The organism is Limnohabitans sp. (assembly GCF_046052825.1).
In the GTDB taxonomy this organism is placed as follows: Bacteria; Pseudomonadota; Gammaproteobacteria; order Burkholderiales; family Burkholderiaceae_C; genus Limnohabitans.
This window is the reverse complement of record NZ_JAVLFP010000085.1, coordinates 7,146-21,447: the sequence shown is the minus strand read 5'-3', so window position 1 is coordinate 21,447 and position 14,302 is coordinate 7,146. Positions and strand designations below refer to the sequence as shown.

The 14,302-nt window shown below is 64.6% G+C and carries 1 protein-coding gene (running past one end of the window); it reads left to right on the top strand.

Annotated elements, in window-relative coordinates; all coding sequences use genetic code 11:
• A protein-coding gene (locus tag ACKWJN_RS13975; RefSeq protein WP_408597869.1) for a beta strand repeat-containing protein crosses the window boundary here: on the top strand, positions 1-14,302 show its 3' portion. It extends 23,936 nt beyond the left edge of the window; 14,302 of the gene's 38,238 nt are visible here — the last part of the coding sequence; the start codon falls outside the window, past its left edge; it ends in the stop codon at positions 14,300-14,302.

Here is a 14,302-nt window from a genome sequence, read left to right as displayed (position 1 = left end):
CTCGGGCTTGGTCAAGTCCAACACCGCGTCGGTCACCGACAACGGGGCCACGCCCACCACCCAACCCGATGTGGCGGCGCAAATCTCGGACATCGTGTTCGACAACTTTGTGCCAGTGGCAGGCCAGCGCATCACGCTCACCGTGGCGCAAGTGGGTGCGGTCACCAAGACCTACACCGCCACCTTCTTGGCGTCTGACCTGACGGGCGCCACCGTGGCCGACCGCCAGGCCTTCTGGAACAGCGTGCTCACCCGCTTGAGCGCCAGCATCAACGCCGACACCAGCCGTGTGGTCGATGCGACCTTCACCGCGCCGACCTTCCAGAACATCACGCCCATCACGTTCGCGACGGCACCGGTCTTGCACCTGCAAGCGCGCGTCAACAACTTGGCCTTCACCTTGAGCGCGGTGTCGATCGACACGGTGGTGAGCCAAGTGGTGGCCACGCCCAGCACCACCGCCGTGGCCACGGCCGCCGGCACCAATGCCACCCAGGTGTCGAGCTTGGTCATACCGGGCACGCCCTTGGCAGAAACCATTTATGGGGTCAGCCTCAATGGCGCGGCTTACAGCTTCACCTCCCCAAGCCCCTTGGTGGGTGCCAACGATGCCGCCAAATGGACCACCATCCTCACGGGCATCAAGGCAGCCATCGACGCAGCCGGAGCGGCTTCACCGGTCAATGTGGTGCTCGACGTGGCCAACCATGCCTTGACCCTGACCGCTAAGCTGGCCAACACGGCGTTCACCGCCACGGCCAGCGTGACCGATGGTTCGGTGGGCAGCCCGTCCAACCCGGTGGCGGTGGCCGGCGACTATGTGTTGGTCATTCCAGACCGTTCATCGGGCAGCTTTGGTCTCAAGACCACCGGCAGCCTGACGGTGGTGAACTTGCCCACCCATGCGGGTGTGAGCGAACTCATCAACTTGGGCGCCGGCGACGTCAGCCACACCGGCGACTTGGTGGTGGTGTCTGACATCAATGTGGGCCGCGCCACCGGTGGCGGCTCGGTGCAATTGGCGGCCACCGGCGGCATCACCTTGGGTGGCATCGTCACCGCCAACAACTTGACCGTCACGGTGGGCGGCGACCTGAGCCTGACCTCGAGCGTGAACAACCTCAACGTCACCATGACCGCCAAGGGCGACCTCACGGTGTCGCAGACCGGCGCCCTGAATGTCTCGTCCATCACCATGGTGGATGGCGGCAATATCTCCATCGTGGCCGATGGCGACATCGTCATCACCGACATCTTGGGCACGGCCGGCAACGTCAGCATCACATCTAAGTCGGGCAGCATCACCATCGGACACTTGGTCCATTCGACCAACATGGTGATGTCGGCGGTCAACGGCACCGTCACCTTGGGCTCTGTGCTGCACACCATCGAAACCGACAACCTGTCGGTCACCGCCAAGGGCGCGATCGCGGTTTACGAGGCCGACGCCCTGACCATCAGCAGCCTGAGCAGCAGCGACCACCAAGAGGTCACGGTGGTGGCCGGTGGCGACCTCACCGTCAATGCAGCGGTGTCGGCCAGCACCAACAAGGCGGTGTGGTTGCAAACCACCCACGGCCTGCTGATCCTCACCGCACCCATCACCACGGTGACGGGTGACATCGACATCCAAGCCACGCTGGGCATCAAGATGACCGGCGACGCCGACTTGACCAGCACCAGCGGCAACGTCAGCTTGGTGGCGGGCAACGGCATCTTGGAGATGAGTGGCGAGACCGAGATCAATGCCGGCTCCGGCCTGGTGAGTTTGACCGCGCAGGGCAACATCACCTTGGGCAAACTGCGCACCACCAACATCGGGGACCTCACCATTGCGTCGGGCGCATTGATCGACGCGGCCGAAGGCAGCACCGACATCATTGCCGTCAACGCCCGCTTGGTGATCGATGCCGTGGGCGGCATTGGCACCTTGCTCAACCCGATTGAAATTCAAGTCGCTCGCTTGTCGATCAGCAACAGCGGCAGCGGAGAGATTGGCTTGCAAGAAGTGGATGGCTTGGTGATCGAGAAAGTCGAGCAGTCGGCCTCGGGTGGCGTGTCCATCTCGACCGTGGACGGCAGCCTGTTGGTCACGGGCACAGGCGTGACCGCCACCACCGGTGCGGTGACTTTGTATGCCGGTGGCACCCACGGCACCTTGCGATTGGATTCGGACATCCAGACCACCGGTGGCGATGTGTCGTTGACGGTGGAGGGCGGCGACTTGCTGCTGGCTGCGGGTGTGCACGTGGGCAACACAGGCGCCACCACCGGTGACATTGCCATCAAGGTCACCCGCGGCAGCTTGTTGAATGCTGGCTTGGTCACGGGGGCAGGTGCCACGCTGCGCTTGGACGGCTGGCTGGCCATCGACACCGACCCGAATGCGCCAGTGGTCGCGGCCTACGACCCACAGATTCAGTGGATCATGTCGCGCGGTTTTTACCACGTTGACGAGGTCAGTGGCGAAGTCACCGTGGCCAGATTGCCTGCCGAGTTGGTGCCCTCACACCTGGCCAATGGCACGGTGTTGCGCACCGCCGGTGGCGCGTTCTTGCAAACCCTGGGAACGCCAAGGCCTGTCCCAGGTGTCACGCCCGTGAGCTACGACGGTGGCCGCATCGACATCTCCGTGTTTGGCACCATCGGTCAGGGCGTGACGGGCTTTGATGTGTCGCCCAACAGTGCCTTCTTGGACGCCGAGATGTTGGCCGCTTCCAGCAGCACCCGCGATGGGCTGCAAGTCATCTCCACCGGCTCGATCGAAATCGAACCTGTGGGCGGTGACAACACCGCCTCGGGCAGCAAAGCCGGTTTGACGGCCATCAGCAGCTTGAGTGGTACCCAGTCGTTCTGCGGCCCGATCGACGCGACCGGCCAAAAAATTGGTTTGCGCGGTTTTGACGTGGACATTTGCGCCAGCATCTCCAGCGCCGACGGTGGCCTGGACTTGGTCTCGCTCAACACCACCGGCACGGTGTTGTTTGGCGATGCCAACGCTGGGCTGAGCGCCGGTGCTTACAAAGTGGACAACACCGAGTTGGGCTTGCTCAAGGCCGGCTTCTCGGAGATCGTGATTGGCAGCGCCTTGAGCGGCAACCAAGTGGTGATGGGCGACCCCAATGGCGCGCACCAAACCATTGCGTTCAACGACGATGTGTTCTTGCAAAACCCGGTGTTGGGCGGCGAGATCAACCTGAACGCACCGGTCACCGTGAGCGGCAACCTGCGCATGCAAGGCTCGGGCTTCACCACTTACTGGAATGGTTCCGCGCCTGTCACGGTGACCGACACCTTGTTCTTGGACGACTCGGTCATTGCCACCGGCGATGTGGTGGCGATTGCCGGTTCGGATGGCACGGGCGACATGGTCTTGGGCGGCAGCTCGGCCCACTTCATCAATGGCGACGCCACGGGCACGGCCGACAGCATGACGGTCAAGGCGCCGGGCAACATCACCATCACGGGCCGCATCGGTTACTCGTCCGAAGTGGGCAAAGCCGATGATCCGTTGTCGAGCTTCACGGTGGACGGCGTGCAGGTCAGTGCCGGCATCATCAACTTGCCCAACGATGTGACCTTCAAGGGCGACATCGCCTTGAACGGCGACTTGGTGGTCAAGGCCTCGGGTCGGGTGCTGTTTGAGGGCAGCATCCACATCACCGGCGGCAACCTGACCATCTTGGGTGCCTCGCAGGTCATCTTTGACCAGTCGGTGTCGGTGCAAGCCAACAGCGTCACAGGCAAAGGCAACCTGCTGATCGAAGCCAACGAGATCGACTTCTTGGGTGGCACGGGCTCGGTGCAGTCGACCGGCGGCACACTGACCTTGCGCTCGGCCGACCAGACCCTGAGCTACGAAGTGGGCGATCCACCCTACGCCGACCCCGCACGTTTGGAAATCTCCAACCGCGACCTGATGGCGCTGGCCGATGGCTTTGGCAAGGTCGTGATTGGCCGTGACTCGGCCGGACACGCTGCCGTGGGCTCGGGTGACATCCGCATCGGCGCGCGTTACCAAGCCGACCAACCTTTGGTGTGGGACAACCTCGAGGTCTACGCGGGCAGCATCGAAGTCATGGACATGCCGGCCAGCAGCAACTACACGCTGACGGTGGCGGGCACGATCACGCTGGATGCGGTGAACAACATCACCATCCAAAACCAAATTCAAGCCGGTGCCACCAGCACCAGCTTGCAAAACATGTCGATTTACTCCGCCCGTGGCGCTGTGTTGCAAAACGACTCGGTGTCGGCCTTGAGTGACCGCGTGTTGTCTGAGCCCCTCAAGGCGGCGCAGCTGACCATCCGTGCCGATGCCGGCATCGACCTGCCGTTCTTGATGACCACCCAAGTCACGGCCGTCAATGCCAGCACCGGCGACATCTTGCTCAACGAATTGGCCGCTGGCGGCAGCCTGAATGTGGCCTCGGTGCAGCAACTCGGCTCGGGCGTCTTGACGGTGTCCACCGAGGCGGGTGACTTGGTGGTGATGTCCAGTGGCACAGGTGTCAGCACCTCGGCCTTGGGCACGGTCTTGTTGTCTGCCGCCGGCACGGGCAGCCAGCTGAGCATCGACGCGGCCGTGGTGGCCAACGGCGGCAGCATCACCGGCCAAGCCACGGGCAATGTGGTCAACACCGCGATGTTGACCAACAGCACGGGCTTGATCCACCTGAGCTCCAGCGGCCAAGACGTGTTGCTGCAAAACAAGTTAGAGACCCAGGGCTTGATTTCGGTCGATGCCAAGCGTGACATCGTGATGCTCGATGGCACGCGTTTGGTGTCGGTCAACGCCAGCGACACCGGCTCGATCAGCTTGATCGCTGCACGCAACGTCAGCCTGAGCGTGTTGGAAGCGGATGGCAGCTTTGAGGTGGAAGCCACTGCGGGCACCCTCACCAACGGCCTGAGCAGCAGCGCCACGCCCAACTTGCTGGGCACGGCGTCCACGGCAGTGCTGCGCGCAGGCGCAGGCATTGGCTCGGGCACGCAAGCGGTGACCACACAGATCGCCAAACTGGCGCTCAGCAACACGGGCACGGGCGGCGTGTTCATCCAAGAAGCCGACGCGTTGGAGATCACTGGCAGCCACGGCACCGGCAGCAATGCGGTGGACGTGAGCGCCACGGCCTTGACCAACGAAGCCTCTGCCGAAGGTGCGTTTGTGTTGCGCTTGCTCACCGGCAACCTGACGGTCAGCGGCCCCATCAAGGCCTCGGGCAATGTCTTGCTGCAAACCGTCACGGGGACGGTCGACATCAAGTCGGACATCACGTCCACCTCGGGCAACCTCAAGCTGGCGTCGGCGGGCTCGATCACCATCGCCGACAGCCTGTACGACAACTACGCGCCGACCCTCAAGACCGAAACCTCGGGCCGCTCCATTGCCTTGAGCGCCACGGTCATCAACATGCAAACCGATGCGCAAATCTCGGCCAAAGAGGGCGAAATTTCCTTGACGGCCAGCACGGGCGACTTGGTGGTGGGCATCTTGACCACCGGGGGGTCGGGTTCGGTGTCCTTGATCGCCACCGTGGGTGCGGTGGTCGATGCGCAAAACGACGATGGGCTCACGCGCCGCGAAGTCAACATCACCACCGGTGACTTGAGCATGCGCGCGGTGGGCAACATCGGCACGACCCTGGCACAACTCGAAATCAGCGCCGACAACTTGGCCTTGTTCACCAGCCAAGGCAGCGTGCAGTTGCTGGAAAGCAATGCCTTGAACATCGGCGTGGCCACACCGGCTTCGGTCCAGATGGTGCAAACCAATGGCACCACCGTGGCCAGCACAGCCACGGCCGTCACCGGCATCACGGTGCAACAAGGCAGCATGAACTTGCGTGCGGGGACCAAGAACAGCGAAGTGTTGTCCAGCACCCAAGCCGTCAGCGTGTCCGGCAACGTGTTGGTGACCGCCAGCGGCGGCATGGACCTCAAAGCCGCGTTGACCAGCACAGCGGGCAACATCAGCTTGGTGGCCACCGCAGGTGACGTCAAGTTGGGTGTGGCGGGCGACATCACCACCACGGCCCTCGGCAAAACCATCGACGTGCAAGCCACCTTGGGTGCGATCACCCTGCTGGCCAGTGCCGGCGACGAAGCCACGCTCCAAACCAACGCGGGCAATGTGCGCTTGAGCGCGGCCACGGCGGGTAAGAACGTCTCGGTGGGTTTGGTGGACACCCGCAGTGCCGCTGGGCGCACAGGCGGCGGTGTCACCGACCAAAACAATTGGGGCGCGGTGAGCGTGCTGGCCGGGGGCTCGGTGCTCGACGCCAGCAACACCCCGGCGGTGGATGTATATGCCAAGAGCTTGCGCTTGGCAGGCGCCGGCGTGGGGGTCTTGGGCGCCACGGCCAATGCGCTGGAAATTGAAGTTCAAACCTTGGCCGTGTTGGCCACGTCAGCTGGTGTGGCGGTGTCCGATGCCAGTGCGCTGGACGTCGGCACCGTGGGCAACTTCACCATGAGCCGGGTCAAAGCCGATGGCACCATGGACAGCACCCTCATCACCGATACCGCCATCTCGGGGGTAACGGCCGCCAATGGCTCGGTGGCGATCACCGCCGCAGGCGCCTTGACCATCAGCCAAGCCGTGGCCTTGACAGGCACCACCAGCGTGGGCAACCTGTTGTTGCAAGGCACCGCCGTGACGGTCACGCCTGCACTCACCACCGCCGGTGGCTCGGTCAGCGTGTTGGCTAACACGGGCGATGTGACCTTGGGTGCCTCGGCCAACATCACGGTGGGCGGCAGCGGCACGGTCGACGTGCAAGCGGCGCAGGCCTTGGTGCAAGGCAACCTCATCACCACCGCCGGCAACGTGAGCCTCAAAGCCACTGCGGGTGACCTCACGCTGGGTCAGATCACGAGCAGCGCCGGTAAAGTGGCTCTGCAAGCCGGCGGCTCGGTGGTCGACGGCGACAGCGCGGTGGACGTGACCGCCCAGGCCTTGTACGTGAGCTCGGGCGCTGCCGGTGCCGTGGGCAGCAGCGGCGACGCGCTGGAGACTGCGGTGGACACCTTGTCCTTGTCGGCCGGCACAGGCGGGGCGTTCATCAGCGAGAGCGCTGGCCTGAGCACTGGCAACGTGTCGGTGGTGGTCAACCGGGTGAGCGCGGGCGGCGTGGCGCAAGCGCAAACCGCAGTGGCCACCAGCGGCGCAGGCTTGCAAAGTGCAGATGCCTTGGTGGTGCAAGTGGCTTCGGGTGACTTGACGGTCAACAGCGGCAGCACGGCGGTCGGCATCAACGCCAGCGGCAACCTTCGCTTGGGCGCTGCCGGTGCGGTGACAGTTCAATCGGCCATCACCAGCGCAGGCGCGGTGAGTGTGGTGGCCACGGCAGGCGACGTGACCTTGGGCGCTGCGGGTGACATCACCCTGAGCACCGCGCTAAAAACAGTCGACATCGAAGCCACGGCGGGTTCGGTGGTGATGCAGATCAGCGGCACGGGCAACGCCACCAACGAAGCGGTGATTCAAACCAACGCCGGCAATGTGCGCTTGATCGCCACGGCAGCCAACAAGAATGTGACCTTGGGTCTGGTCGATGCGCGCGCAGATGCAGACCGCACCCCCACAGCCGCGCTGACCAATCAAGCCACCTGGGGCTTGGTGAGCGTGGTGGCCGGTGCCTCGGTGCTCGACGCCGACAGCAACGCCGCCACCGACGTGTTTGCCTCGGGCTTGCGCCTGAGTGCCGATGGCGGCTTGGGCACCTTGGGTGCTTCCGGTAACGCGCTGGAGTTGGAAGTTCAAACCCTGAGTGCCTCAGCCCGCAACGGCGGCGTCAACTTGGCCGATGCCAGCGGCGTGACGGTGGGCACCACCGCCGCCGTGCGAATCAACCGCGTGCAAGCCGATGGCAGCCTGGGCCCGAACCTGACCGACGCGGCCCAATCGGGTGTCACGGCCGCCAACGGCTCGGTGGTGGTCACGGCGGTGGGCGACTTGGGTGTGAGCCAATCTGTGGCGCTCACAGGCACCACCAGCGTGGGCAGCCTGCTGTTGCAAGGCGCCAACCTGAGCGTCACGCGCGGTTTGACTTCTGCCGCTGGCTCGGTCAGCTTGGTGGCGACCACGGGCAATGTGACCCTGGGTTCTGCCGGCGACATCACGGTGGGCGGCAGTGGCACGGTGGATGTGCAAGCGGCTCTGGCCGTGACCATGACCAGCGCTGGCGTGGCCGGCACCACCAACGAATCGGTGATCACAGCCGCCGGCAACGTGAGCCTCAAAGCCACCGCCGGTGATATCACGCTGGGTCAGATCAGCAGCAGCGCAGGGAAAGTGGCCCTGCAAGCGGGCGGCTCGGTGGTCGACGGCGACAGCGCGGTGGACGTGACCGCCCAGGCCTTGTACGTGAGCACGGGCGCTGCCGGTGCCGTGGGCAGCAGCAGCGACGCGCTGGACACGGCGGTGGACACCTTGTCCTTGTCGGCCGGCAGCGGCGGCGCATTCATCAGCGAGAGCGCAGGCCTGAGCAGTGGCAATGTGTCGGTGGTGGTCAACCGGGTGAGCGCAGGCGGCGTGGCGCAAGCGCAAACCGCTGTGGCCACCAGCGGCGCAGGCTTGCAAAGTACAGATGCCTTGGTGGTGCAAGTGGCTTCGGGTGACTTGACGGTCAACAGCGGCAGCACGGCGGTCGGCATCAACGCCAGCGGCAACCTGCTGCTCAGCGCTGCCGGTGCGGTGACGGTTCAATCGGCCATCACCAGCGCAGGCGCGGTGAGTGTGGTGGTCACGGCAGGCGACGTGACCTTGGGCGCAGCGGGTGACATCACCTTGAGCACCGCGTCCAAAACGGTCGACATCGAAGCCACGGCGGGTTCGGTGGTGATGCAGCTCACCGGCACGGGCAACGCCACCGACGAAGCGGTGATTCAAACCAACGCCGGCAATGTGCGCTTGATCGCCACGGCAGCCAACAAGAATGTGACCTTGGGTCTGGTCGATGCACGCAGTGCGGCCGACCGTGGCACCTCAACTCTGAACAACCAATCGGCTTGGGGTTGGGTGAGCGTGGTGGCCGGTGCCTCGGTGCTCGACGCCGACAGCAACGCCGCCACCGACGTGTTTGCCTCGGGCTTGCGTTTGCAAGCCGGCGCAGGTGTGGGTGTGCTGGGCGCCACGCCCAATGCCATCGAGGTCGAGGTCCAAACCTTGAGCGCGTCGGCTTCTGACGGCGGTGTGGGCGTGACGGACGCCACGGCGCTGGATGTGGGCAGCACGGCAGAGGTGGGTGTGAGTCGGGTGCAAGCCGATGGCAGCTTGGGTGCTTTGCAAACCAGCGCCGCCCAACTGGGTGTGATGGCCGCCAACGGCTCGGTGGTGGTCACGTCGGCGGGTGCTTTGAGCGTGAGCCAAGCGGTGGCCCTGACAGGCACCACCTCGGTGGGCAGCTTGTTGCTGCAAGGCACCACGGTGACTGTGGGCTCCGGCTTGACCACCGCAGGCGGTTCGGTGAGCGTGATCGCCACCACCGGCAATGTGAGCTTCGGCGCAGCAGGCGACGTCACGTTGAGCGGCAGCGGCACCTTGGATGTGCAAGCGGCGCAGGCCTTGACCATGACCACGGCGGGCGTGGCAGGCAACGCCAACGAATCGGTGATCACCACCACCGGCAACGTGAGCCTCAAGGCCACCAGCGGGGACGTGACCTTGGGTCAAGTCACCAGCGCAGGCAACGTGGCGGTGCAAGCGGGCGGCTCGGTGGTCGACGGCGACAGCGCGTCCGATGTGACGGCCCAGGGCTTGTACCTCAGCTCGGGCAGCACAGGTGGCGTGGCCAGCGGCAGCGATGCGCTCGACACCACGGTGGCCACCTTGTCCTTGTCGGTGGGCACAGGCGGCGCGTTTGTCAACGAGAGCGCAGGCTTGAGCACTGGCAACGTGTCGGTGGTGGTCAACCGGGTGAGCGCAGGCGGCGTGGCGCAAGCGCAAACCGCAGTGGCCACCTCCGGTGCGGGCGTGCAAAGCACGGGCGCGGTGGTGGTGCAAGTGGCCTCGGGCGACTTGACGGTCAACAGCGGCAGCACGGCGGTGGGCATCAGCGCCAGCGGCAACCTGTTGCTCAGCGCTGCCGGTGACCTGAGCGTGCAGTCGGGCATCGCCCAATCGGGCAACTTGCTGCTGCAAGCGGCCTCGGTGACCTTGGGTTCGGGCATCAACAGCTCAGGGTCGGTGAGTGTGATCGCCACCAGCGGCAATGTGAGCTTCGGCGCTGCGGGCGACGTCACGTTGAGCGGCAGCGGCACGCTGGACGTGCAAGCGGCGCAGGCCTTGACCATGACCAACGCAGGTGTGGCAGGCAACACCAACGAATCGGTGATCACCACCACAGGCAACGTGAGCTTGAAGGCCACCAGCGGGGATGTGACCTTGGGTCAAGTCACCAGCGCAGGCAACGTGGCGGTGCAAGCGGGCGGCTCGGTGGTCGACGGCGACAGCGCCAGCGATGTGACGGCCCAGGGCCTGTACATCATTACGGGCAGCACAGGTGGCGTGGCCAGCGGCAGCGATGCACTCGACACCACAGTGGCCACCTTGTCCTTGTCGGTGGGCACAGGGGGCGCGTTCGTGAGCGAGAGCGCAGGTTTGAGTACTGGCAACGTGTCGGTGGTGGTGAATCGCATCAACAGCAGCGGCGTGGCGCAAGCGCAAACCGCCGTGGCCACCCACGGTGCGGGCGTGCAAAGCACGGGCGCGGTGGTGGTGCAAGTGGCCTCGGGCGACTTGACGGTCAACAGCGGCAGCACGGCGGTGGGCATCAGCGCCAGCGGCAACGTGTTGCTCAGCGCTGCTGGCGACCTGAGCGTGCAGTCGGGCATCGCCCAATCGGGCAACTTGCTGCTGCAAGGCGCCTCGGTGACCTTGGGTTCGGGCATCAGCAGCGCAGGTTCGGTGAGCGTGATCGCCACCACCGGCAATGTGAGCTTTGGCGCTGCGGGCGACGTCACGGTGAGCGGCAGCGGCACGCTGGACGTGCAAGCGGCGCAGGCCTTGACCATGACCAACGCAGGTGTGGCAGGCAACACCAACGAATCGGTGATCACCACCACCGGCAACGTGAGCTTGAAAGCCACGGCGGGTGACGTGACCTTGGGTCAAGTCACCAGCGCAGGCAACGTGGCGGTGCAAGCGGGCGGCTCGGTGGTCGACGGCGACAGCGCGGTGGACGTGACGGCCCAGGGCCTGTACATCATTACGGGCAGCACAGGTGGCGTGGCCAGTGGCAGCGATGCACTCGACACCACGGTGGCCACCTTGTCGTTGTCGGTGGGCACAGGCGGCGCGTTCGTGAGCGAGAGCGCAGGCTTGAGCACTGGCAACGTGTCGGTGGTGGTGAATCGCATCAACAGCAGCGGCGTGGCGCAAGCGCAAACCGCCGTGGCCACCCCCGGTGCGGGCGTGCAAAGCACGGGCGCGGTGGTGGTGCAAGTGGCTTCGGGCGACTTGACGGTCAACAGCGGCAGCACGGCGGTGGGCATCAACACCAGCGGCAACCTGTTGCTCAGCGCTGCCGGTGCGGTGGGCGTCCAAGCGGGCATCACCAGCGCAGGTTCGGTGAGCGTGCTCTCGACCACCGGCAACGTGAACTTCGGCGCATCAGGCGACGTGACGCTCAGCGGCAGTGGCACCTTGGATGTGCAAGCGGCCCAAACCTTGGTGATGGCCAATGCGGTCAACACCGTGGGCAACGTGAGCCTGAGCGCCACCACCGGCAGCGTCACGCTGAGTCAGATCACCAGTGAGGGCAACGTGGCCATTCTGGCTGGGGGCTCGGTGCTCGACGGCGATGCCACCGTGGACGTGACCGCCCAAGGTTTGTATGTGCGCACCGGCAGCAGTGGCGGTGTGGGCAGCAGCAGCGATGCGTTGGAAACCTCGGTCAACACCGTGTCGGTCTCGGCAGGCAGTGGTGGTGTGTACGTGGTCGAGACCTCGGGCTTGCTGGTCGACGGCGTGTCGGTGCAGATCAACCGGGTCAGCACCAGCGGCGAAGCCCAAGCGCAAGCGGTGGTCGGCAACACCTTGGGCCAATTGGTGGCCACAGGCGGCGGCGCCTTGTCGGTCAATGTGAGCGCGGGCAACTTGTTGTTCAAGGCCGGCTCTCAGGTGCAGACCACCGGCACGGGCACCATCAACCTCGCGTCCAGCGACGGCTCGGTGGTGCAAGAAAAAGGCAGCGTGGTCAGCAGCGATGCAGGCGCGGTGCAAGTCAATGCCAAAGACAAAGCGCAAATGACCAACGTCAGCACCGTCAGCGGTGACGTGGGTGTGTCGTCGACCCAAGGCGCGTTTGAGATTCCTGCGGTCGCCCCGGGCGAGGTGGTCGACTACGGTGGCAAGCCGGTGCGCATCCAGAGTATCGATGTGCAAATCAACGCGCCAGTGGTCAGCGCGGGCAGCAGCTTCGAGCTGACCTTGCCGGGCCAAAGCGTCAACCTCGGCAGCCTCAACAGCAGCAACTCGGTGACCGTGACGTCGATCCCTGTGGGTCAGGCCTTGCCTACCACGATTCCTTTTGTGTTGGGTGACCTGATGGGCGCCACCACCTCGGGTGTGTCGGTGGACCGCACCGAGGTGGGCTTCATTGGCAGCACCGACCCAACACAACAGCTCAAGTCCATCATCGTGGGCAGCCAGACGCCGGGTCAACAGATCTTGCTGCAGTCGGACAGCCAGCGCAGTGGCAGCCTGACCTTCAACGCGCCCTTGGTGCTGATCGCCTCGGGCTTGTTGGAACAAGGCGGCGTGACCACGGGCAGCTCGGTCAAGATCACCGGTGACATCGAGGGCAAGGGCCTGACGGTGTATGGCTCGGGTTCGACCATCACCTTCGAAGGCACCAACCTGACCGAGACCGGCGACATCAACCTCTATGACTCGGTGGTGGTCAACCAAGACACCACCCTGACAGCGCTGAATGCAGACATCATCATCCACGGCAAGATCACCGTCAAAGCGGGCGTCACCCTGACCTTGGTGGCCAACCATGTGACCCTGAGCTCGGGTGTGTTCAACGGCGTGACCCGCGGTGGCGTGGTGCTGCTGGACGACACCAGCAGCAGCACCGACATGGCCACTTTGAAAATCACCGCCAACGACTTGATGGTGGACGTCAGCGTGGACGGCGGTCAAGTGGGCAGCTTGGTCTTGCAAGGCGGCGTGTTGGGCAGCGGCAAAGAAGCCGAGCTGGCCGCTTTGGCCTCGGCCATGGTGGACAACAGCTTTGCCTCCCTGAGCTTGGGCGACAGCAGCACGGCCTTGAACTTGGGCCAGGGCGGTTTGTTGGCCGAGCAGGCCGACCGCGTGAGCTTGCTGGGCACGCAAGTGAGCTTGTCCGACAGCACGGGTGGCACCGCCACTTGGGCCTTGAACACCGGTGCACTGACGGTGCAAGCGGGCACCGGCGACCTGACGGTGAATGTGCAGCTGATCAGCACCCAAGCCACCGATGTCAGCTTGAGCGCCAGCTCTGGCAACGTGAGCATGACCGCTGCTGCCAAGCTGCGCACGGTCGGTGGTTCGTTGACGGTGCAAGCCGGTGGCGATGTGGTGGTGGGTGAAATCAATGCCAGCAGCACCCATGCGGCCCAAGTCGGTGGCGTGGCACTGGACAGCACCCATGGCGTGATTCGCGCCGCATCGGCCACCAGTGGCTTGGTGAGCGCGCAGACCGTGTCCTTGTACGGTTACGGTCCCAAGGTGAGCGACCTGGCATCGCAAACGGCGGTGCAGGTGCAAGCGCAACAACTGCAAGTGTCTGCCCCAAGCGGTCAGGTGGTGCTTGATTCGGGCGCCAACGGCCAGACCTACTACACCTTGATCAAGCGCAGCACCTACTACCGCGAAGCCACCGTGGTGGGCACGGCGCCGACCAACGTGGTGGTGGCCAAGTCGCAAGTGGCAGGCAACCCGCAAGCCGCTTTGCCCAATGTGAGCCAAGCGGCCGTGATGTCGATGGCCTATGCCAGCCAAGGCGTGTCTTACGGTCAATTGACCATGCGCACCACCGCCTTGCCGGTGTCCACGCTGGCGGGTGTGCGCTCTTACTTGGCGGGTGCCATGCAGGCGTCTACCACCCTGGGTGGCGCGATGAGCACGGCAGCGTCGGTGTCCGTGATGCCGGGCGGCACTTCTTCGGTCAGCCCCACAGACTTGTTGTCTGACCTTTCTTATGGCTTGTCTGCCAACACCTCAGGCGCGTATGTGCTGGGCAGTCCTGGCGTTCAAACCACCAGTGCCGGCGTCAAATCGACGCCCGTGCTGACCTTCGATTACGAGGCATGA